The sequence below is a fragment of the Anthropogastromicrobium sp. genome, from assembly GCF_037349415.1.
In the GTDB taxonomy this organism is placed as follows: domain Bacteria; phylum Bacillota; class Clostridia; order Lachnospirales; family Lachnospiraceae; genus Anthropogastromicrobium; species Anthropogastromicrobium aceti.
Window position 1 is genome coordinate 75,350 of the sequence record NZ_JAXWCK010000036.1, and the last position, 22,239, is coordinate 97,588.

Genomic DNA, 22,239 nt, shown 5'->3' on the forward strand with positions numbered 1-22,239 from the left:
CCTTATACCTTCTTCCTGCTTGTTTGTATCAGCACTTTTGATAGTCCATCTGCCAGATCACGCGCGATCATACTATATGGACTCTTTTCCTTTGCCGCCTCATCACCAGCTGCGCCATGCAGCCAGACGCCAAGAACAGCTGCCCTTTCGGCAGACAGCCCCTGTGCGGCAAGCGACGCGATCACGCCGGTCAGTACGTCACCGCTTCCGCCTGTTGCCATACCGCTGTTTCCGGTAAGGTTCAGATATCTGTTTTTTTGTGTTAGAATGACTGTGCGAGCATCCTTGCAGACGCATATACAGCCAAACTTTTTTTGTAATTCTTCTGCAAAATATAGAAGATTTTTAGCTGCCTCTTTCGCAGATGAGTCCATCAAGCGACCAAGCTCACCTGGATGCGGCGTAAGAATCACATTTTCTCCAAGGTATTCTGCCTGATCAATATTTGTTCTCATCGCAAGCAGATTTAAGGCATCTGCATCAATAACAATAGGGCAATTTTGTGATCTGTTCCACTCTAAGACCATATCCAAAAGCTTTTTTGCTAAGGTATCGGTTGAAAGTCCTGGTCCAATCACAATAGCTTTTGCCTTTGGAAGTACCTCATTTCGCAGATATGCCAGCTGTTCTTCATCTTTTGAAATTTCTGAAATACAATGCAGCACTGCCTCTGGAAGCAGCTGCTGTAAAACCAGACGATTGCATTTGGGTGTGACAATATCAACAAGACCTGCTCCTGTGCGATAGGCAGCAAGTGCCGACAAATATGCGGCTCCTGCCATGCCGCTGCTTCCTGCAATAATCACAACACGACCAAACGTCCCCTTATTGCCCCACAAACAACGGCTGCCAAGCCAGTCTTTTGCATCAGATTTTTCAAGACAATTAAATGGAAATCCGTCTACATGATAAACTGCTTCATTTGGCATACCTATATCGCATATGATTGTCTGATCTGATAATGATGCACCAGGATACAGAAACTGACCTACTTTTCCATAGCCAAATGTGATCTGTACATCTGCCTTAACACATGCACCGAGCATCTGTCCGCTTTTTGCGTCTAAACCAGAGCATATATCAACAGCAACACCATATGCACCGCACTTCTTTTTATGTTCATTCCATTCTTCAATAGCAGCGCGGTAAACTCCACTCACCTTGCGCGACAAGCCAACGCCAAATAGAGCATCCACATACACCTGCGCCGGCACATAAAGATTTGAAAGTGCTGATCTGTATTCTTCTTCATCCTTATCATCTGACTCATAAAAGTATTGCACGGGCAAAATTTCCATTTTGTCTAAAAGTGCTTTTTGATAGAGCCATTCCTTCGTTGCCTTCTCGATTTGTCCAATAGCAGCAATTCTAACAGACCAGCCGTTTTGTGAGAGGATTCTTGCCATTGCCAGTCCATCAGCACCATTATTCCCCATGCCGCACATAATAAAGACGCATCCTGGTTTTTGCACTGACATGATGTGCTGTGCTGCACAAAGCGCTGCACGCTCCATCAAAATCAGGCTTTCCATTCCAAACTCTTTAATTGACCATGTGTCCGCCTGCTTCATCTGCTTTCCTGTCAACAGCTGCTTCATGATTATTCCTCCTGATTACTAAGACGATATGAAATACGCATCAGACTCTCTGACAAATGAACATTTTCTACAACCACATCATCTGGTACACGAAGATCGGTGTGGGCAAAATTCCAGATACCGCGAATGCCGATCTTGATAAGTCTTTTAGCTGCTGCCTCTGCCCCTGCCTTTGGAAGAGTCAGTGCTGCAATCTGAACATCGTTATTTCTGATATAATTTTCCAGATCATCCATTGAATAAACTGGAATACCACGTACAGTCTTTCCCTTTAACTGTGGATTTGTATCAAACATTGCCTTTGCAACAAAACCACGACGCTCAAAATTGGCATAGTTTGCAATCGCCTGACCAAGATTTCCTGCACCGATTATAATTAAATTGTATGTCTTATCAAGCCCCAATATTTTTCCGATTTCATGATAAAGATACTTTACATTATAGCCGTATCCCTGCTGTCCGAAGCCTCCAAAATTATTCAGATCCTGTCTAATCTGTGATGCTGTAATCTGCATTCTTTTGGATAACTCTCCGGAAGAAATTCGCTCTACGCCCTCCTGCATAAGTTCTCCCAGATAACGATAATACCGCGGTAGCCGTTTGATAACAGCTCGGGATATTTCTCTATGCTCCATGATGTCTCCTTTTTTAATCACTTGTAAATTTATTTTATTATCTGCTTTTAAGTTTTAAATTAAATATTGCTTAAAAACAAATGAATGCAGCCTTAAGGGCTGCATTCTGTGCATAACTGCGTACTATTTGTAATCTCTCCACTCCATATCACCTCGGTCAAGACACAATACAAGTGACTCTGCGGTGGCGATGTTTGTCGCCAGAGGGATATTATACATATCACACAACCGTGAAATCTCAGCCAGATTCATACTTTCTGCATCCTGCTCTAAATCAGCACTGTGAAAAAATATAACCAGATCGATATCATTGTTTGCGATCATATTTTGCATCTGCTTCGAGCCTCCCATCTGACCCGGAAGCAAACTGGTCACTTTCATGCCTGTCGCTTTGGCAATGTGGTTTGCTGTCGCATTGGTCGCAATCAGCGTATGCTTCTTAAAAATGCCTTTATACGCAATGCAAAAACTTTCCAGCAGCGTCTTTTTGCTGTTATGAGCGGTAAGTCCAATGTTCATATCTAATCCTTCCTTTCCACATAGCTAAGAAGAATTATATCATATCTTTTCAAAAAGTCTATATTTTTTGATGTTTTTATCAAAAAAGAGCAATTTACACAAAATAGTACAACACTTTTTGTAAAACTACATTATCTGATTTTCCATATTCGACAGTTTTTCAGCCTGATCTGCTGCTGTCAGACTGTCAATCAGTTCAAAGAGATCACCGTCCATAATGGCATCAAGTTTATAAAGTGTCAGCTTAATTCTGTGATCTGTCACGCGGCTCTGCGGAAAGTTATAAGTACGAATTTTCTCAGAACGGTCTCCTGTTCCAATCTGGCTTCGTCTGTACTTTGCCTGCTCATCCTGCTTCTTTGCTGTCTCAAGTTCAAACAGCTTAGCACGAAGTACCTTTAATGCCTTATCTTTATTTTTAAGCTGAGACTTTTCGTCCTGACAGGAAATTACGATTCCTGTTGGAATATGAGTCAGACGTACAGCTGAATCTGTCGTATTGACACACTGGCCGCCATTTCCTGATGCACGGAATACATCAAACTTGCAGTCATTCATATCAATGACAACATCGACATCCTCTGCCTCCGGCATGATTGCAACTGTTGCTGTTGACGTATGGATTCGTCCGCCGCTTTCTGTCTCAGGCACACGCTGAACACGATGCACACCACTTTCGTATTTAAGTCTAGAATAAGCACCCTGTCCGGAGATCATAAATACAACCTCTTTCATGCCGCCAATACCACTCTCATTTACACTGATCAGCTCACTTTTCCAGCGGTTTCTCTCTGCAAATCTGCTGTACATACGAAACAGATCTGCGGCAAAAAGTGCTGCCTCATCTCCGCCTGCACCAGCACGAATCTCAACAAATACGTTTTTCTCATCATTAGGATCTTTTGGAAGAAGCAAAAGCTTTAACTCTTTTTCAAGCTCAGGCATCTGTTTTTTTGCCTCAGCAAGATCTTCCTTTAAAAGCTCGCGCATCTCTTCATCACGCTCTTCCTCTAAAAGCTCCAGATTTTCTTCAATGCTTTTTTTTGTTTTCTTATACTGTGTATAAGTCTCCACCAGAGGGGCAAGCTCGGCCTGCTCCTTCATAAGACGGCGAAATTTTTCCGGATCAGATGTAAGTACCGGATCACCCAGTTCATGAAGAAGCTCCTCAAAGCGGATTAATATATCATCCAAACGGTCAAACATAAATAACTCCTCTTTTCTATTATTCATTCACATTTTCTACTTACGGACGCGGCTTAACGATTGTTTTGTAAATCATATCTCATCCAGTACGCCCCACACCACGCGGTCAAGTCCTGCAAGATCGCGCACAAGAGTCGGCTTTGAAAAACCATTTGCACGAAACAGCTCTGCCACCGCTTCCCACTGGTTATAGCCAATCTCGACAAAAAGTGCGCCGCCCGGATTTAAATGATCTTTTGCAGTTTCAGTCAGACGCCTGTAAAAGATAAGCCCATCTTTTCCGCCTGATAAAGCAAGCATAGGTTCATTATCCTTTACCTCCGGCTCTAACCCTAAAATTACATCGTCTTCAATGTAAGGTGGGTTTGACACAATCATGTCAAATCGTCCTGGCACCTGTTCGAGTAAATCACTCTCGAAAAACTGCACCGATACATGATTGTCTGCTGCATTTTTCTTTGCCACCAAAAGCGCTGCACTTGAAATGTCGGACGCTGTCACCTGTGCAAAATTTCCGTAATGAGCGAGCGACACAGCTATGCAGCCACTTCCCGTGCACACATCAACAAGACTTGCCCCTGGCTTATCCTTTGCATATGAAAGCACTGTCTCTACAAGCGTCTCTGTATCCTGCCTCGGTATCAAAACAGCAGGGGTTACAGAGAACTCTAACCCCATAAACCCCTGCGTCTTTGTCAGATACTGAAGTGGAATACGCGCTGCGCGCTGTTTTATAAACTCACGATACTGTTTTATCTTCTCTTTCGATTCCACAATTTGTCTGCGATTTAAAAAGAAGAAACTCTTTGTAATCGAAAAGCAGTGCTCCATAAGAAGCCATGCGTCAATGTCTGCATCTGGTACATTTGCTTTTGTAAGTGTATCTTTTGCCTCGCTTAAAAGCTGTCCCCACGAAATTATTTCATCATTTGACAATTGATTCTGACTTTGTATTTCTTTCTGTACCTGATTATCTTCCATCAATTAAAGTTTGCCTCCTCATATGCCTTCCAGTCAAATACGGCCTCTACTGCACAGATAGCTACCTCTGCCATCTTTTCATCTGGCTCCTTTGTGGTCAGTCCCTGAAGCATTAAACCTGGCTTACTTAAAAGATTAACAACTGGATTGTCACTGTTTCCGGCAAGACGCAAAAACTCAAAAGAAACGCCGGCGATTACCGGAATCAAAAGGATTCTTGATACCAGACGAAGCCACAATGTCTCCGGACGAATCACCAAAAAGAAAAGAATGCTGATAACCATGACAATTAACAAAAAGCTAGTTCCACAGCGCTTATGCTCCTTAGAGCTTTTCATAACATTTTCTACTGTTAATGGCATTCCATGCTCAATACAGTTAATACACTTATGCTCTGCACCGTGATACATATATGTTCTTTTGATATCTGGCATCAATGAGATCAGTCCAACATAGGCAATAAAAATAGCGATACGAAGCACGCCTTCAAAAAGTGCCATCCAAATACCATTTCCAAGAAGTGGCTTCATGAGTGTGGATACCCATGTTGGAAATACCATAAAAATCCCCATCGCTAATATGATAGAAATAACCATGGTCAGGTCCATAATTACTTTTTCTGCTTTATCGCCAAACTTTTTCTGAAGCCATTTTTCAAAGCGTCCCGGTTCTTCTTCCTCGCCGTCCTCCATAAAAAGGCTTGCAGAATAATTTAAAGATTTCATGCCAAGTACAAGTGAATCCACAAAGCTAAAGATTCCTCTTATAAATGGAAGACGAAACAGCTTACACTTTGATCCCACGCCCTTGTATGTTTCTTTTTTTACTTCAATTTCTCCATTTTCCTTGCGAACAGCCACACTATACTCGCTGCCGTTTCGCATCATAATTCCTTCCATGACGGCCTGGCCGCCAATTCCTGATGACTTCATCCGCACTCCTTTGTTTGTCCTTAAACGACAAAAGAGGTTGAGATAAAAATCTCAACCTGCTTCAGTCAACATCATTCACTCTTTAAACCATACTTACGGTTAAACTTATCAATACGTCCGCGTGCGGAAGTTGCCTTCTGCTGGCCAGTGTAGAACGGATGGCACTTAGAACAGATTTCAACGTGGATCTCCTTCTTTGTGGATCCGGTAACGAACTCGTTGCCACAGTTGCAGGTAACCTTTGCCTGATAATATTCTGGATGGATTCCTTCCTTCATGAGCTCACCTCTTCTTCCTTGTGATGGTTCCCAACCATCATCATAGTCATAATAATTTACGCGCACTTGACACTGTACGAACACAGCGCTTATAACGCAACAATAAAATCATAACACAAAACATTCCTCTGTGCAAGTACTTATTTTATTATTTTTATAACAATTTTTTCATGGCAAACTCATAGATTTCTTTGCTTGCTTTTTCCCAATTGTCGCACATTTTTTCAGCCATCTCCTCTGTCGCTGCCGAAAGCTTTAACTCAATTAGCGTATTCTTGCCTTCCTTTACGACACAATCAATCTCAAAATCATTGCTTGCCGTACTCTTATAATAATTGGCCAGCACAGAATTTTCTGTTCTAAGCTTAAAATTGTTTTCCTTTAAAAAATCATCCATGTCCTGCTTGACTTCGCCTGTTATTTTATTTTCAAAATAAAAGAGCACCTCTTCGCCCTCTTTTGTCAGCTCGTAGCGTGATGTATTTCTGATTGTTTCCTTGTGAATCAGAGAGGTTCCCAGCAGTTCATTGATCACCATCTGAAAGGTAAAATAGTCTGTATACGATTTACTCACAAAGAACTCAGACATCTGCCCGTTTGACAACGGATAATTCACCTTTTTCAATAAATAAAGTATCATCAGTTTATATAATGTCAATGGTTCTGCCATAATCCAATAGTTCCTTTCTATATATCAGCCCTGCTCTTTTAAAAAGCAGCCTTGGTATATTCCCCGTGTCTTCAATTCATGATGAATACAATTAAGCACACTGCGCTTTGCCCGGCTCCACAGCGGTGAAATCAGCTGATTTGACGGACCATCTCCTGTCAGCCTATGAATGACAATATCTGGTGAAAGTGCACCGATGCAGGAAACAACAAGATCCACATATGCTTCCATAGACAATGTCTGAAACTTTCCGGCACGAAATTCATCTGCAAGGTCAGTATTTTCAAGCACATGAAGAAGCTGCAGCTTTATTCCAAAGATCCCTGCATTATTCAGATAACGAATAGTTTCGAGCATTTTTTCCTTATCTTCGCCTGGAAGACCAAGTATCACATGAACGATTACAGGAATCTGTGCATCATTAAGACGCTTTAATGCGTTTTCAAAGCATGTCAAATCATATCCACGTCTAATATAGGCTGCCGTGTCCTCGTGTATTGTCTGAAGTCCCAGTTCTACCCACACCGGCTTTCTTTTGGAATATTCACAAAGAAGTGAAACAACATCCTCTCCCACACAGTCTGGTCTTGTCGCAATATCCACCACTGCAACCTTTTCATGTAAAAAAGAAGGTTCATAGACACGTCTTAAATAATCCAAATCTGCATATGTATTTGTAAAAGCCTGATAATATGCAATATACTGCTTTGCATGAAAGGAGCCAAGCTTTTCAATCTGACTGTCGATCTGCTCTTTAATTGACAGCGCTCTGCTGCCTGCAAATTCACCTGAACCGCCTCTGCTACAGAAAATACATCCGCCGCGCCCGATTGTTCCATCCCTGTTTGGACAAGTAAAACCGGCATCTAACGATGCCTTATAAGTCTTTGAACCAAACGTTTGCTTCAGGTAATAATCAAGCGAATAATACGGTTTTTCTCCCCACAGCATCTTTTTCCTCCTTCACACGTGACGCACTATAGAATAATGATATCAATTTTACATACATTCGTCAAGTTTTGGTTTATTTTTTTACTTTACTTTTTGCCATTTCATTCGTATAATGATAGTGTGATGTTTAGCTGCAGCTATGCGAATGCTGCATCATTTCGAAAGGTGAAATTAAAAAAATATTATAATTTGTATTTTGTCTGACAAAAACATGAGAAAGGCATGGTTATTTATGCGTGGAAAATTAAAATCACTTCCGCTCACTGAGCTAAAACAGATTGCGAAAGAAAATCACATTAAGAACGTTTCTACTCTGCGCAAGGCGCAGCTGATTGATGTAATTCTGGAAAGACTTAGCCCGGAACAGGCACAGACGCCGCAAACACAAAATGTTCAAACATCTGATACGGCTTCATCCGACAACGAACTTGTATCGGCATCTTCTGAAACAAATTCCACTGATACAAAGACAGCTTTATCAGAGACAGATTCTTCACAAATGAGCTCTGCTCCATCTTCTTCTGATGATGTACAGGATTCTTCTTCTGAAAAACTTGCTGATCCAACAGCACAAAGAGAGCGCCGCTCCTATGCTGCTTCTGCAGCTTCCTATGCTGCCGCAAGAAATAATTTTTACAGCAGGAATAATTCCTATTCCTCCTCTTCCTTTAAGGATCTTCGCCAGTCAAACGCCCACACGGTTCATCCGCGTAAGCCACGTGTACGAAACGGTCGCCCTGATTCTAACTGGCGCGAGGATTCTGTAAACCGCTTCGATACTACAAGAAATGATTCCCAAGGACGCTTTGATAATACAAGAATAGATTCTACAAGCCGCTTTGATAATACAAGAATGGATTCCTCAAATCGCTTTGATTCTACGAGAAATGATGTTCAAAATCGTTTTGATAATACAAGAAATGATTCCCAGGGACGTTTTGATAATTCCGGAAGAGATTTTTCAGGACGCAGTGATTTTTCAGTCAGAAATGACTACTCAAACCGCTATGATTCCAGAAATGATTATCAGAACCGCTATAACAATTCTTCAAGAGATTATACAAACCGCTACGATAATTATAGAAATGATTTCCAGAACCGTTTTGATTCCAGAAATGACTATCAAAACCGTACCGACTTTAATCGAAATGACAGAAATGATGCTATGAACAGAAACGATATGACAAACCGTACCGATGCTGTCAATCGCTTTGATTCAAGAACAGAGCTTTCCAGTCAGAATCGTTTTGATTCAAGAGATACATCTGCTCAATATTCTAATCGTTTTGATAACGCAATGCGTGATGATTTTGCAAACCGCTTTGATAATGATGGTGCTCTTCCAGAAGGATGCCAGCCGGCATGCGGTATTCTTGAGGTTTTACAGGAAGGCTTTGGTTTCCTTCGCTCTGCAAACTTCTTAACTGGTCAGCAGGATGTATATGTTGCGCCGTCTCAGATTCGTCGTTTTGGCCTTAGAACAGGTGATATGGTAGATGGTTTCCAAAAAGCAAATCCAGATGATAATAAATATGATGCTTTGATTCGCATCAATACAATCAATGGTGTTAATCCTGAGCTTTGCTCACACCGCCCGAATTTTGAAAAGCTTACTCCTGTTTTCCCTAACAGTCGTCTGTCTATGGAGGTTGAAGGCGGCTCCACTGCTCTTCGCATTGTTGATCTGATCAGCCCTATTGGAAAAGGACAACGCGGTATGATCGTCTCCCCGCCAAAAGCTGGAAAGACAACGCTTTTAAAGGAGATTGCAAATGCTGTTACACACAATTATCCTGATATGCATCTTATCATCCTTCTTATTGATGAGCGCCCAGAGGAGGTTACAGATATCCGTGAATCCATTCAGGGAGAGCATGTTGAGGTAATTTATTCTACATTTGATGAAACACCTGAACATCACAAGCAGGTTGCTGAGATGGTTCTTGAGCGTGCGAAGCGTCTTGTTGAGCATAAGCAGGATGTTATGGTTTTATTAGACAGCCTGACTCGTCTGGCTCGCGCATATAATCTTACCGTGACTCCAAGCGGACGCACTCTTTCTGGTGGACTTGATCCGGCTGCACTTCATATGCCAAAGAAGTTTTTCGGCGCTGCCAGAAATATGCGTGAGGGCGGCAGTCTTACTATCCTTGCCACTGCACTTGTTGACACTGGAAGCCGTCTTGATGATATGGTATTTGAAGAATTTAAGGGAACTGGAAACATGGAGCTTGTATTAGACAGAAAGCTGTCTGAGCGCCGTATCTTCCCGGCAATTGATATTACCCGTTCTGGAACAAGACGTGAAGATCTGCTTCTGACACCAGATGAACTTACAGCTGTTTCCACTATCCGCAAAAGCATAAGCGGACTAAAGAATGATGATGCAATTGAACAAATTTTAAATCATTTTGTACACACAAAAAATAACGCTGAATTTATTGAAACACTTCCAAAGGTAAAACCATAATTATAGTAAATCTAAAAAAAGCAGTCAACTGACTGCTTTTTTTTAGATTATAACTATTCAACTGCTCGCTCAATTGCCCATAACACATCTGACAGCTCTTTGGCTGATACCTGTCCCGGTGCACTGGCTTTTCCCATGCTTCCAAAACTCATTACACTGCCAAATAAACCGCCGCAAAGCCTGCTCACACATCCTGTGCGCCCCATTGACATTGTAATTAAAAGTGTCTCTGGATGATTCTCCTTCATAGTTCCTGTCGCCAAAAGAAGCGCTGCCACATCTGCAAGAGACTGAGGCATCACTGCTATTTTGCAGACATCTGCGCCGTAGCCTGCCATCTGCTCCATTGTTGTAATAAGATTTGAAGCTTCCGGTGTCTTTTTAAAATCGTGCTGTGATACAATCACACCGATACCCATCTGGTGTGCATGTTTTATCAATTCCTGTACACATGCCATTCCCTGACTAAGCTCAACATCAAGAAGGTCAACCACATTGCTTTCTATACTATTACTTTCTATTATTTCATCAAGAAGTGCCTGGTAAGCTGTGGGAGTAATATCCCTTTCACCGCCCTCTCGTCTGCTTCGAAATGTTACTAAAAGCGGCTTTCCCTGCAGATTCTTACGAATTTTTTTTGCAAGCGCATTTCTCTTTCTTGGCTGAAACACGTCCTGATACCAATCGATACGCCACTCAGCAATATCTGCCACACTGCTTTTTCCAATGCGCACAGACTCTTCTAAAATCTCATTTTCTGTTTCATAAGCAATTGGTACACAGATTCGCACCTTTCCATCCTCAAGTGTTGTATTTCCTGCTCTCAGAACACTCATGCAAGCAATGCCTCCAATCTGCTTCTGATTGCACTAAGAAATTCCTCACTAGTTACTGTCTGTGCATTTGAAAGCGTTGTGATGGCAGACAAATCCTTTGTCATAATGCCAGACTCGATTGTATCAATAGTTGCCTGCTCTAACTTGTCTGCGTAATCACACAGCTTCTCTAAGCCGTCCATCTCGCCTCTTTTTCTGAATGCACCGCTCCATGCAAAAATTGTTGCAACTGGGTTAGTGGAAGTCTTCTTTCCTTCCTTATACTGATAGTAATGTCTCTGTACTGTTCCATGAGCAGCTTCATACTCGTAGCAGCCATTCGGAGATACTAAAACAGATGTCATCATTGCCAGAGAACCAAATGCTGTTGCTACCATATCACTCATAACATCACCATCATAGTTCTTGCAAGCCCAGATATATCCGCCCTCAGAACGAATTACTCTTGCAACAGCATCATCGATCAATGTATAGAAATACTCAATACCAGCCTTCTCAAATGCTTCCTTATAATCGCGATCATAGATCTCCTGGAAAATATCCTTAAAGGTGTGATCATACTTTTTGGAAATGGTATCTTTTGTCGCAAACCACAGATCCTGCTTTGTATCAAGCGCATATCTAAAGCAGCAATGTGCAAAATTCTCAATGGAAGCAACGACATTGTGCTGTCCCTGAATGATACCTGCTCCTGTAAAGTTATGGATCAGCTCTCTTGTCTCCTCACCAGCTTCGTTTGTGTAAACAAGCTCTGTCTTTCCCGGTCCCGGAATCTTCATCTCAGTTGCCTTGTAGACATCACCATACGCATGTCTTGCAATTGTGATTGGCTTCTTCCAATTTTTTACAAGCGGTTCTACGCCTTTTACAAGAATCGGTGCACGAAATACAGTTCCATCTAAAATAGCACGAATAGTTCCATTTGGACTTTTCCACATCTCATGCAGGTTATACTCTGTCATTCTTGCCGCATTTGGAGTGATCGTTGCGCACTTAACGGCAACACCGTACTTCTTTGTCGCATTCGCACTGTCAATCGTTACCTGATCACGTGTCTGGTCACGGTATTCAAGTCCCAAATCATAATATTCTGTTTTCAAATCAACAAACGGAAGAATCAGCTCGTCCTTAATCATCTTCCAGAGAACTCTGGTCATCTCATCTCCGTCCATCTCTACTAATGGAGTTGTCATTGCTATTTTTGTCATAATTTTCCTCCTCCTGCAGCTTCGAATGCTGACATATCTTCATGTGAAAACATTCACTTTGATAGTTTACCATGTTATTGTATCAAATGCAATCCCCTGATAAAAAAACAAAAGAATCTCCTGCCACGTTTTTCCCTGCTCTAATAGTTGGTACGCACAATTTTGTGATAACCCAATACCATGTCCATTTCCGCCGCCACAAATCACATAGCCTGTCATCTTATCCTGATTCATCACTGGAATCAGACAAAAAAAAGCACTTGGAAGGTAATTTCCTTCGCTTAGCGATACTGTTTCCTCTGATTTATTTTGATATGTACGATTAGGTTCACTTAAAAGCTTTCTCATAACAAGCTCTCCTGTCACCAAGACACTTCCTTTTTCGTATTTAAGCTTAAGCCCTGATGCCATGCCGCCGGCGAAACGACCCGTCACCTGCACAGATGTTAATGTTGAGCCGATGATCTTTTCTAAGCTTTCTCCTTCTGCCTTGATACATTCACTTTGACTGGCGCTAAGCGCTGGAAGACGTTTTAAAAACAGTTCCTGCATTACATCAAGAGGGATCTCACAGCGCCACCTGTACCATGCCATATTTGACTCTAATCCAGCTGCATTCTGGTCCTGTAAAAATGCACTGACTGTCGCCTCATCTGTCATATCACGATCTGGCTCTCCTGTTAAATTAAGTGATTTCAGATAAGGAAGCGTCTGATTTCCAGACCAGGCAAGATTATCTGAAGTATAGCCGCATGATGTTGAAAAATAATATGGCACGATTGGCGCACCGTCACGCGTCATTATCACACCTGATGTAAGCTTTGCTCCCTGCGCTGAAATCTCCTGATAGCCTGCACTGTTATACACCTGATAATCTACAGAATCATCTGCAAATGAGCCATAATTATCAATCGTTTTTTGGTGAAGAATACGTTCATATGCATATGTACGTGCACATACAGCCTGCAGCTTAGCTGCTTCTAATCCATAGGAAACAGGCATCTCGCTTGGTACTACCTTTGAAACATAATCCTCAAGCGGCAGTTCATTTACAATCACAATGCCCTGTTCACTAAGATATAAATCAAGAACACCTTCATATTCATGGCTGATGCCGCGCCTTAAAATACTGTCAATTATAACGAAGCCACCCTCCGATGCCACACGAATCGATCCTTCCTGAAAAAACGGATGCTCCGGTGTAATCGTAACAGTCTGTCCGCCGGTAAAAATCTGCTCCTTTGTGCCAGACTGTATATGAAATGTATCTGGACATGTTATGATTACCTTGGCATGCTCAAATGAGGTGTTGTCTGAATTTTTCAGCTTAACGCGCATAGAGGGCATCGAAGCTACAGCTTCCTCAACTGGTTTTGTTTCTTCCTGATTTTGAGTCGCTGTTTTTTCATTTTCCTGTATATCAGACGTTGTTTCTTCTTGTGTCTCTGACAAAACACTTTGTTTATTTGCCGTCTGGATTTGTGTTTCATTCCAAATAGCATTTTTCCACAACACAAAAGCTGCGATCAAGATCTCTGCCGTTGCAATAGCCAGGCAGACGATATGGATACGCCTCACGCGGAAATTTTTCATGCTGACACCCCTGCCGCCTGTTTTTAATGTTTACACAAGAAAAGAAAGAAGGCACTACTGCAGAATGTTCTGCTGTAATGCCTTCGTACGTTATAATTTTATCTTTTGTACTATCCCAGAGTGCCGTCCCTGCCCATTTGACGCCTAGCTAATGCTAGGTGGGCAACCGCAATCAAACTTCTGCCTTCCACTGCACAACGGAGGCCTGACATCTGCCTGACAATATAGGAATCCCGTATTAAGTCATGTAGGTTCAAATAAAAGCAAGACTTCGTACACCCCAGGATCTATTGTTAGTATAACATATTTTACAGAAAAATCAAGTAATCATTACATTTTTTTCTGTTCTTATTCTTCATCCCAGTCATCTTCTAGGATTTCATCGCCCCAGTCATCCTCGTCGGAATATTCTTCGTGCTCGTCGTAGTCATCATATGCTTCTTCCTGATACTCGTCTTCGTACTCTTGCAAAGTTTCTTCACCGCTTTCATCAACAAAGCCTTCGTCTTCTGCATTTTCATGCTCTGGATCATTGTCCCATTCGGCTTCCTCAATTTCCTGTGGCTCCCATACAGTGTGTGTATCCTGTACTGGCACTGCTTCTTCTTTTGACTCTTCTTTTGCTTCCTCTATCGGACGTTTATTCTTAGCTGCCTTCTTTCGTGCTTCCTGCTCTTTTGCACTCTGCTTTACGTGTGCCTTCGCTGTCTTTTGTGCACGCTGCACTTTTTCCTGTGCAGATATAGGCGTTGGAACAATTGCTTTTTCTTCGTCGTTTCCGGCTTCCTGCTCATACACATCATCATCATCGTCTTTGTTTCGTCTTCTGATTAATGTAACTGCAAGAATAGCAACAACAATTGCAATCGCAAAGATAACACCAATGATGACCATTGTTAAATTATTAATAGTCAGCTGATAACGGTATGTCTGCTGGGGAATGGTCGGGCCTGCTGCTACAGTTGTTACCTGCTGATTCTGTGCGTTTGTCTCTGCTTCATTACTTTCATTTTCCTGTGCCTGTGATTCAGGCTGCGTGGCTTCGACAGCCTCTTCACTGCTTGTCACCTCTGCCTCATCTGACTCCTGTGAAGTCAGAACAGGTGCTGCAGACTTCTGATCATCTGTCAGTGTATTTACAACTTCATATGTTCCTACAGGTGTGCCATCCTGGAAAATAAGATACTGTGAAGAGACATAACCAACACCATTTGGTGTCTCAACCTGACTCCAGTTTCCAAATGTTCCAATGCGGTGAACTGCATCGCCTGGCATTAAAGAAGCAATTCTTGGTGCTGATGTGCTTGGATACTGACGCACATTTAATCCGGAAGCCAGATCATTTTGAGCCATTACAGAGTCATCTGCCGCTGCATATACTTCCTGCTCGTTTCCCTGCACCTTTAAAAATGCATGGTCGAATAATGTCTCTGTATCACTGTAGAAATTATCATTATCTGATTTCATGATTACACAGATAAGATCCATGCCATCACGATATGCTGCTGTAACTAATGTACGTCCTGCTTTTGCAGTATGTCCTGTTTTTCCTGCATACACACCTTCATATGGACGTGCACCATTAATCAGCTGATTTGTGCTGGTACAATTTCTCTCACCATACTTGTTTGTTGCCGGAATCGTGTAGGTTGCTGTTGAATCAACATAACGAAAAACATCATTTTTCAGTGCTGCATCAAAAATAATCGCCATATCGTGAGCTGTTGTATAATGATCATCATCATCTAGTCCATGCGCATTCATGTAATGTGTATTGACTGCACCAAGCTCTTGTGCCTTATCATTCATCATCTCAACAAATGCGTCAATGGAGCCTGCCGTATAAACTGCCAGCGCGCTCGCACACTCATTTGCGGAATTAAGCATAAGGCCAAACAGCGCATCACGCACTGTCATCTCCTCGTCCAATATTGCCACTGGATTTAATGTAGAGCTGTTGCTGCTGATAGAATCCATAACTTCACTGTTAAATACAACAGTATCGTCAAGATCAGTACAATGCTCAAGTGTGACAAGTGCCGTCATAATTTTCGTGATACTTGCCGGGTAGTAACGGTCATCCATATTTTTTGAATATACAATGGAGCCGTCCTTTCTGTTAATTACACAGTATGCCTCCGCCTTGACATCAGGACCATCCTGCTGTGCAAATACGGATACGACAGACAGCATGCAAAGACATACTGCTACTAGTACTGCCGTTATTCTTTTCATTGTTTGCTTCATAATACGTAACCTTTCTTACGCCTTCCATTTTTCATTTTCTGTTGGTCATTATACATTATTTGTTTGTATTATGCAAGCACTATTCAAGTAAATGACTTATATCAAGCTGTCCCCACCCCTGATGACTGCGCGGCAAACCTAGATTTTTCGCACTTTTCCAAAGCTTTAGCTTCACATTTGTATTTGTCATTTGGGGATAACGTTCCAATAAAAGAGCTGCTGCACCAGATACCATAGGCGTAGACATGCTTGTTCCGCTCTTTACTGTATAAGGGCGGTCATCTTCCCCCTTCATTGCATTTGTTGCCACAATATTTGTTCCAGGTGCTACGATCTCTGGCTTACAAATACAGGCAATTGTCGGTCCTCTTCCTGAATAATTATGGTAGAATCTTCCACCCTCATCAATCATTTCCTTATCATCGCAGGAACCAACAGTGATAATTTTTCTGCTTATTCCCGGCGATGTAATATTATGCTGCTGCATACCCTCGTTGCCTGCCGCTGAACAAATCACAAGACCACTATCCCAAAGCGATTCAACAGCCTTGACAAGCTGCGAATTTTCTTTCTGCTTTTTAACTGAACCTACTGAGATATTTACAATTTGTATACCAAGGCGTTTTCCATTTTCTTTAAGCCAGCGAATGCCTTCCAGCATAGCAGACAGCCTTCCTTTTCCGTGAGCATCAAGAACACGTACAGACACAATGAAAGCCTGCGGTGCAATTCCCTGAATATGACCTCCAGAAAGCGTGCCGTCACCTGCGATAATGCCTGCAACATGGGAAGAAGGAAATGGTGTGATCGCAGTTATTTTCACGAAATGCCTACTCGGTGAAGCGCCTGTGTTTTTTCTCCTGTACAAAAAAAAACATTTCCTCTGATATAATCGGTTCATGGACATGTGCTATCCTAATCCACTCTTCTGGCGGAATCTGTATCCTCGCTTGATTTTTGTAGCTGACTGTCCTTGTCTTTCCCTGCACTATTTTCCCGGTGTAACACTCGTTTGCTAAAATCCGGTAAATGCTTCTGCTGCTCCAGCCTGCTTTAGCATCTGGAGATGGATATGCTTTTTGCTGACAGTGCTTCACAAGCTCTTTGACTGATGTGCCAGCCGCATACGCCTCGAATAGTTCTCTTACAATTGATGCCTCTGGTTCTTTTAATATCAGCTTATGTGGATTCTCTGGTGACTTTTGATAGCCAAATGGAGCGCTGCTTCCAATAAACTCACCGCTAAGCACCTTCTGATGCAAGATTTCCCGCACATTTTCAGAAATCTCCTGACAATACCACTCGTTTACAAGAGCATATATCTGTCTCGTCTTTTTTCCACTTCGACGCACTGCAATATTATTATTTTTGCCAGTATCTACACCGTCCGTCACACCAATAAAACGAATATTAAGATGCGGCAGCTCCCGATGAAGGTACTGCTCAATATGTAAAAAATTCCGTGAAAAGCGTGACTGATTCTTTGCCAGAATCACATCAAAATGACCTTGTCTGGCATCATCCATCATCTTAGCAAAACCAGGGCGCGTGTCTGTTAAACCAGATATTGCTTCATCTGTATATTCTTTTACAACCGAAAAACCATGATCGTTTGCATACTTCCTTAAAAGAGCCCTCTGATTTTCAATGCTCTCCTGTTTATCTTCTTTGCTCAGTCTAAGATATATTGCTGCTCGCATACACTCCCCCCACCTTAAATCTTGCAGGTTATACCCTTTATTCATTCTATGGCAGACACTCCATACTAATTCTTGTACAATTACAATTCACAGATAAACCAATATTAATGGCATAGCCTCATCCGTAACTTATAACCTTGCACATAAATAAAAAAGCACAGCAATCCGCAAATTGCTGCACTTTTTATTTATAATGTTTTTTTCTTATACACCTCTAAATCGTCTTGTCTTTACCTTTATCGGCTTTGGCGGCTTGACATCATGGCGATGATCGTACCAATAGAAAAACTTATCATAACCCTTTGTTGCAAGATCAATAATCATTGGTGCGAAGTTTACTGCTGCCAATGTGACTATAACGCATGTAAAGTTTAATCCAACTAGTTCCATAATACGCTGACCAATTACCATTGCTACAAGGTAAGCTGTCTGCATAAGGTAAATAACAAATTTGCGGTATCCTGTCATTGGCGAATATACCTGACGAAGTGTGATCAGATAAACCCATCCCGTTGCCAGTACACATACAGTTGAAAGCATCTCACGCGGTGTTCCAATTGAATGGCCAATATTGTTTATAATAGTAATCATTGCTGTAATAGTAATGGCTGCCGGCATTGACATTCGAAGCACCTCTCTGAAGAAATGCTTGTTGACCTTCTGGAAGCTTGGTTCTAGCTGCAAAAGCATCGTTGGAATTGCAACTGCACATCCGTTGATGACTGACAGCTGAATCGGCTGGAACGGATAATTCTGTCCAACAATGATTGTCAAAAGTGCTGTCAAAACAGAAAATCCTGTCTTAATTAAGAACATTGAAGCTGCTGCCTTGATATTGTTGATGACACGTCGTCCTTCATTTACAATATGTGGCAGTGATGCAAAGTCTGAATTTAACAATACCAGATTAGCTGTATTTTTTGCTGCCTCACTTCCTGATGCCATCGCAATACTAACATCAGCATCCTTGAGTGCAAGCACATCGTTTACACCATCACCAGTCATAGCCACTGTACGGCCATTTTGCTTTAGAAGCCTTACCATCTGCTGCTTTTGCTTTGGAGTAACACGTCCAAAAACTGAATATTTTAAGATGGCATCCTCCATTTCCTCATCAGTATGGATCGTTGTCGCATCTATATATTTGTCGGCATCCTTTAATCCGGCGCGTGCTGCAATTGCCGCTACCGTTACAGGATCATCACCTGAGATTACCTTTAAGTCAACACCCTGCTCCTCAAAATAACCCAAAATGTCAGGTGCATTCTTACGGACAACATCTGTCATGAAGACGAAACCAACAATCTCAAAGTCCTCTGCTAACGTATAATCTGTCATCTCATTTGGACTGTGCGCAACTGTCAGCACACGAAGACCCTGACTTGCATATTCTGCAATCTTTTCAAGCACTGCCGGATCTGCCTGTGGGAAAATAAACTGGTATGCACCCATAAGGTACGTTCCTTCTCCCTCAAACACAACACCACTGAACTTGCGCTCTGACGAAAATGGAAGCACAAGCTTTGTGTTTGTTGACTGGTTTCTCTTGTAATGCTGACGAAGCGCCTGAAATGTCTCATTTTCATCTCCAAGTGCTGCAACCATTCTGCCCATCAGCTGCTCTAAATCAACGTCTTCCTTTACTGATTCCTCACCCTGTACGCAGAGATGACCTTCTGTGATTGTTCCTGTCTTATCAAGACAAAGCGTATCTACGCGCGCCAAAGTTTCGATACAAAACAGCTCACGAACAAGCGTGCTTCGTCTCGCCAGACGAACTGCACCAAGTGCCAGCGCCACACTAGTCAAAAGTACAAGACCTTCTGGGATCATACCAAGCACTGCGGCTACTGTATCAAGTGCTGCCTGCTCATAGGTGCTGCCTGAGATCCAATACTGCTTTGCAAATAATATAATGCCAAGCGGTACAATAATGATACTGATAAACTTTAAGATCGTATCCAGATTTCTCTGCAGCTCTGTCTTATAGCGCTTAAACTGTTTTGCCTCTGACGAAAGCTTTTCCATATAACAATCATGTCCAACTTCTGTCAGAAGACACATTGCCTTTCCTGATGTCACAAAGCTTCCCGAAAGCACCTTGCTGCCGCACGTCTTATGGATTGAATCAGACTCTCCTGTTAAAAGAGATTCATTTACATCCACCTCTCCATCCAAAATCACACCGTCCGCTGGAATCTGTCCTCCGCTCTTTAGCAAAATAACATCATCCTTTACCAGTTCTGAAACTGTTACAGACTTTTTCACACCATCACGTATTACATCTACATGACTTACTGTCAGGATCTTCAATTTATCAAGCGTAATCTTTGCCTTGATTTCCTGAAAAATACCAATCAGCGTATTTGCGATGATGATAAAGATGAACAGCATGTTTTTGTAGGAGCGAACAGATAAAACTAGTGCCAACAGCACTATATTGATAAAGTTGAAAAACGTCAATGTGTTTCCCATCACAATATCTTTAACACTGCGGTTGCTTGAATCCTGAATGGCATTTACCTGTCCGTCTGCAATACGCGCTTCTACCTCTGCCTGCGTCAATCCCTGAAAGCAAAGCTCTCCATTTGCTCCTGTCTGCACACGTGTGTGCTTTTTCGGGTCAAAGTCATCTGTGGAATTTTGCGGCTGCGGCTCATCACCAATCCCTGGCTGATCCACTTTCTGATCTACAGTCTCCTGATCAACAGATAATTCTTCGTTGTCGCCCATACTCTTTTTCTTTCATTCCTACTCTTTCTTCATTTTAATTTTAGAGCCAATGTCTGTAAATTCACAATTGTACAGACAGTTCTTATTTTATCATACCGATTTGTCAAATACAAGTTTTTCCTTTTTTTTTAAAGAACTTTTAATTTTCTCTTCCCATTTTGTTCTTTATGGTATATAATACCCGTGAATCAAATGAGTCATACAATCGGAAAGGAGTTATTCTCTATGAGACACTTATTAAACCCATTGGATCTGTCCATGGATGAGCTGGATAATATTTTAAATCTGGCTAATGATATTAAAGAAAATCCAACCAAGTATGCACACAAATGTGACGGCAAACGTCTTGCTACACTTTTCTATGAGCCAAGCACACGAACCCGTTTAAGCTTTGAATCAGCAATGCTTAATCTCGGGGGTACTGTTATTGGCTTTTCTTCTGCCGAAAACAGTTCTGCTTCTAAGGGCGAGAGCGTTGCTGATACAATCCGTGTTGTATCATGCTATGCCGATATCTGTGCAATGCGCCATCCAAAGGAAGGTGCTCCAAAGGTTGCCTCCATGTTTTCTAGCATCCCAGTCATCAATGCAGGAGACGGCGGACACCAGCATCCAACTCAGACGCTGACTGATCTTTTCACAATCCGTACCTTAAAGGGACATACAGACAACATGACAATCGGTCTTTGCGGCGATTTAAAATTTGGCCGTACCGTTCATTCTCTGATTGAATCTCTGGTTCGCTATAAAAATGTAAAATTTGTTCTTATCTCCCCTCCGGAGCTTCGCGTTCCAAGCTACATCCGTGATGAGGTATTAAAGGGATTTGAATTTAAGGAAGTAACAAATCTGGATGATGTTCTTCCAGAGCTTGATATTCTTTACATGACACGTGTTCAGAAGGAGCGTTTCTTCAATGAGGAAGACTACATCCGCATGAAGGACTGCTATATCCTGACAAAAGAAAAGATGGATCTGGCAAAGGATGACATGCTCGTTCTTCATCCACTTCCACGTGTAAATGAAATTTCTGTAGAAGTAGATAACGATCCGCGTGCTGCATACTTTAAGCAGGTTCAGTTTGGCGTATATGTCCGCATGGCACTTATTCTGACACTGCTCGGACTTGCACCTGAAAAAATCTAAGAAATTTGAGGAGGAATATTATGCTGAACATCAGTGGTATTAATAACGGTGTCGTTCTCGACCATATCCAGGCAGGAAAATCAATGGATATCTACCATTATTTAAATCTTCAGGAACTGGACTGCCAGGTTGCTATCATCAAAAATGCAAAGAGCAACAAAATGGGCCGCAAGGATATCATCAAGATCGAGGGCAGCTTAGATCTGCTTGATCTTGACGCACTCGGCTACATTGATCACAAGATTACCGTTAACATCATCAAGGATGGCGTGATCTCTGAAAAGAAGATCCTTCGTCTTCCAAAGCGTATCACAAACGTAATTCACTGCAAGAATCCGCGTTGCATCACCTCCATTGAGCAGGAACTGCCGCACGTATTTGATCTGACAGATGAAGAAAATAAAGTATATCGCTGTATCTACTGCGAGACAAAGCATCGCTAATTGTACTAGCTTGATCAGAAAAGCCAAAATAATAGAGCTACGTGCAAAGGTTATGTTGTTTTGAAAAACCCCATCGGCTTACCTAATAAGCTG

The 22,239-nt window shown here is 42.0% G+C and carries 19 protein-coding genes and 1 other RNA gene; 3 read left to right on the forward strand and 17 right to left on the reverse strand.

From position 1 onward, the window contains the following. Nucleotides 1–2: 2 nt before the first annotated feature. The 9 genes from WJP93_RS08450 to WJP93_RS08490 form a co-directional block, all read right to left on the reverse strand. Nucleotides 3–1,598: an NAD(P)H-hydrate dehydratase gene (locus WJP93_RS08450; protein WP_337547761.1), complete on the reverse strand. Its 1,596-nt coding sequence runs from the start codon at nt 1,596–1,598 to the stop codon at nt 3–5. 2 nt (nt 1,599–1,600) lie between these two features. Then, a complete protein-coding gene (locus WJP93_RS08455) occupies nt 1,601–2,233 on the reverse strand; it encodes a redox-sensing transcriptional repressor Rex (protein ID WP_337547762.1) in 633 nt (210 codons plus the stop codon). 123 nt (nt 2,234–2,356) lie between these two features. Next, complete coding sequence (locus WJP93_RS08460; RefSeq protein ID WP_066562574.1) at nt 2,357–2,752, reverse strand: methylglyoxal synthase; 396 nt, start codon at nt 2,750–2,752, stop codon at nt 2,357–2,359. Nucleotides 2,753–2,878: 126 nt separating this feature from the next. Further along, nucleotides 2,879–3,958, reverse strand: coding sequence for a peptide chain release factor 1 (prfA, locus tag WJP93_RS08465; protein ID WP_337547763.1), 1,080 nt, complete (start codon nt 3,956–3,958; stop codon nt 2,879–2,881). Nucleotides 3,959–4,030: 72 nt separating this feature from the next. Further along, entirely contained in the window at nt 4,031–4,939 is a 909-nt protein-coding gene (gene prmC / locus WJP93_RS08470) for a peptide chain release factor N(5)-glutamine methyltransferase (protein WP_337547764.1), read from the reverse strand. Continuing rightward, complete coding sequence (locus WJP93_RS08475) at nt 4,939–5,871, reverse strand: DUF1385 domain-containing protein (RefSeq protein ID WP_337547766.1); 933 nt, start codon at nt 5,869–5,871, stop codon at nt 4,939–4,941. Before WJP93_RS08475 ends, prmC begins: the two co-directional genes overlap by 1 nt. A gap of 71 nt (nt 5,872–5,942) precedes the next feature. Next, nucleotides 5,943–6,149, reverse strand: coding sequence for a 50S ribosomal protein L31 (rpmE, locus tag WJP93_RS08480; RefSeq protein ID WP_066562581.1), 207 nt, complete (start codon nt 6,147–6,149; stop codon nt 5,943–5,945). Nucleotides 6,150–6,303: 154 nt separating this feature from the next. Next, nucleotides 6,304–6,819, reverse strand: a complete 516-nt coding sequence (locus tag WJP93_RS08485; protein WP_264466621.1) for a DUF4364 family protein — start codon at nt 6,817–6,819, stop codon at nt 6,304–6,306. A gap of 24 nt (nt 6,820–6,843) precedes the next feature. After that, nucleotides 6,844–7,770 carry a TIGR01212 family radical SAM protein gene (locus tag WJP93_RS08490; protein ID WP_227102177.1) on the reverse strand — a complete coding sequence of 309 codons (927 nt, stop codon included), beginning with the start codon at nt 7,768–7,770 and terminating at the stop codon, nt 6,844–6,846. A 232-nt stretch (nt 7,771–8,002) separates the two neighbouring features. Here WJP93_RS08490 and rho point away from each other — a divergent pair, with 232 nt between their 5' ends. Next, nucleotides 8,003–10,240 carry a transcription termination factor Rho gene (rho, locus tag WJP93_RS08495; RefSeq protein WP_337547768.1) on the forward strand — a complete coding sequence of 746 codons (2,238 nt, stop codon included), beginning with the start codon at nt 8,003–8,005 and terminating at the stop codon, nt 10,238–10,240. 53 nt (nt 10,241–10,293) lie between these two features. Here rho and aroD read toward each other — a convergent pair whose 3' ends face one another. The 8 genes from aroD to WJP93_RS08535 form a co-directional block, all read right to left on the reverse strand. After that, nucleotides 10,294–11,076 (reverse strand): type I 3-dehydroquinate dehydratase, encoded by a 783-nt coding sequence (gene aroD, locus WJP93_RS08500; RefSeq protein ID WP_227102219.1) that lies wholly within the window; start codon nt 11,074–11,076, stop codon nt 10,294–10,296. Then, nucleotides 11,073–12,284 (reverse strand): NADP-dependent isocitrate dehydrogenase, encoded by a 1,212-nt coding sequence (locus WJP93_RS08505; RefSeq protein ID WP_262536407.1) that lies wholly within the window; start codon nt 12,282–12,284, stop codon nt 11,073–11,075. Before WJP93_RS08505 ends, aroD begins: the two co-directional genes overlap by 4 nt. Before the next feature lie 66 nt (nt 12,285–12,350). Further along, nucleotides 12,351–13,877 (reverse strand): SpoIID/LytB domain-containing protein, encoded by a 1,527-nt coding sequence (locus WJP93_RS08510; RefSeq protein ID WP_337547771.1) that lies wholly within the window; start codon nt 13,875–13,877, stop codon nt 12,351–12,353. 108 nt (nt 13,878–13,985) lie between these two features. Next, nucleotides 13,986–14,167: non-coding RNA, 6S RNA (ssrS, locus tag WJP93_RS08515), on the reverse strand. Between the two features lie 58 nt (nt 14,168–14,225). After that, nucleotides 14,226–16,124, reverse strand: a complete 1,899-nt coding sequence (locus WJP93_RS08520; protein WP_337547773.1) for an SH3 domain-containing protein — start codon at nt 16,122–16,124, stop codon at nt 14,226–14,228. 79 nt (nt 16,125–16,203) lie between these two features. Further along, entirely contained in the window at nt 16,204–16,947 is a 744-nt protein-coding gene (locus WJP93_RS08525; RefSeq protein WP_337547774.1) for a S8 family serine peptidase, read from the reverse strand. Nucleotides 16,948–16,954: 7 nt separating this feature from the next. Next, nucleotides 16,955–17,824: a recombinase family protein gene (locus WJP93_RS08530; RefSeq protein WP_337547776.1), complete on the reverse strand. Its 870-nt coding sequence runs from the start codon at nt 17,822–17,824 to the stop codon at nt 16,955–16,957. Between the two features lie 204 nt (nt 17,825–18,028). Continuing rightward, nucleotides 18,029–20,557 carry an HAD-IC family P-type ATPase gene (locus WJP93_RS08535; protein WP_337547778.1) on the reverse strand — a complete coding sequence of 843 codons (2,529 nt, stop codon included), beginning with the start codon at nt 20,555–20,557 and terminating at the stop codon, nt 18,029–18,031. Between the two features lie 225 nt (nt 20,558–20,782). Here WJP93_RS08535 and pyrB point away from each other — a divergent pair, with 225 nt between their 5' ends. Together pyrB and WJP93_RS08545 are read left to right on the forward strand one after the other, a co-directional pair. Next, entirely contained in the window at nt 20,783–21,703 is a 921-nt protein-coding gene (gene pyrB / locus WJP93_RS08540; RefSeq protein ID WP_227102212.1) for an aspartate carbamoyltransferase, read from the forward strand. Nucleotides 21,704–21,723: 20 nt separating this feature from the next. Further along, nucleotides 21,724–22,146, forward strand: a complete 423-nt coding sequence (locus tag WJP93_RS08545; RefSeq protein ID WP_337547780.1) for an aspartate carbamoyltransferase regulatory subunit — start codon at nt 21,724–21,726, stop codon at nt 22,144–22,146. Nucleotides 22,147–22,239: the final 93 nt, after the last annotated feature.

What these genes read in the sequence shown, in the direction of transcription:
- WJP93_RS08450 (WP_337547761.1), bottom strand. Translation starts at nt 1,598, where the DNA reads ATGAAGCAGCTGTTGACAGGAAAGCAGATGAAGCAGGCGGACACATGG.
- WJP93_RS08455 (WP_337547762.1), bottom strand. Translation starts at nt 2,233, where the DNA reads ATGGAGCATAGAGAAATATCCCGAGCTGTTATCAAACGGCTACCGCGG.
- WJP93_RS08460 (WP_066562574.1), bottom strand. Translation starts at nt 2,752, where the DNA reads ATGAACATTGGACTTACCGCTCATAACAGCAAAAAGACGCTGCTGGAA.
- prfA (WP_337547763.1), bottom strand. Translation starts at nt 3,958, where the DNA reads ATGTTTGACCGTTTGGATGATATATTAATCCGCTTTGAGGAGCTTCTT.
- prmC (WP_337547764.1), bottom strand. Translation starts at nt 4,939, where the DNA reads ATGGAAGATAATCAGGTACAGAAAGAAATACAAAGTCAGAATCAATTG.
- WJP93_RS08475 (WP_337547766.1), bottom strand. Translation starts at nt 5,871, where the DNA reads ATGAAGTCATCAGGAATTGGCGGCCAGGCCGTCATGGAAGGAATTATG.
- rpmE (WP_066562581.1), bottom strand. Translation starts at nt 6,149, where the DNA reads ATGAAGGAAGGAATCCATCCAGAATATTATCAGGCAAAGGTTACCTGC.
- WJP93_RS08485 (WP_264466621.1), bottom strand. Translation starts at nt 6,819, where the DNA reads ATGGCAGAACCATTGACATTATATAAACTGATGATACTTTATTTATTG.
- WJP93_RS08490 (WP_227102177.1), bottom strand. Translation starts at nt 7,770, where the DNA reads ATGCTGTGGGGAGAAAAACCGTATTATTCGCTTGATTATTACCTGAAG.
- rho (WP_337547768.1), top strand. Translation starts at nt 8,003, where the DNA reads ATGCGTGGAAAATTAAAATCACTTCCGCTCACTGAGCTAAAACAGATT.
- aroD (WP_227102219.1), bottom strand. Translation starts at nt 11,076, where the DNA reads ATGAGTGTTCTGAGAGCAGGAAATACAACACTTGAGGATGGAAAGGTG.
- WJP93_RS08505 (WP_262536407.1), bottom strand. Translation starts at nt 12,284, where the DNA reads ATGACAAAAATAGCAATGACAACTCCATTAGTAGAGATGGACGGAGAT.
- WJP93_RS08510 (WP_337547771.1), bottom strand. Translation starts at nt 13,877, where the DNA reads ATGAAAAATTTCCGCGTGAGGCGTATCCATATCGTCTGCCTGGCTATT.
- WJP93_RS08520 (WP_337547773.1), bottom strand. Translation starts at nt 16,124, where the DNA reads ATGAAGCAAACAATGAAAAGAATAACGGCAGTACTAGTAGCAGTATGT.
- WJP93_RS08530 (WP_337547776.1), bottom strand. Translation starts at nt 17,824, where the DNA reads ATGCGAGCAGCAATATATCTTAGACTGAGCAAAGAAGATAAACAGGAG.
- WJP93_RS08535 (WP_337547778.1), bottom strand. Translation starts at nt 20,557, where the DNA reads ATGGGCGACAACGAAGAATTATCTGTTGATCAGGAGACTGTAGATCAG.
- pyrB (WP_227102212.1), top strand. Translation starts at nt 20,783, where the DNA reads ATGAGACACTTATTAAACCCATTGGATCTGTCCATGGATGAGCTGGAT.
- WJP93_RS08545 (WP_337547780.1), top strand. Translation starts at nt 21,724, where the DNA reads ATGCTGAACATCAGTGGTATTAATAACGGTGTCGTTCTCGACCATATC.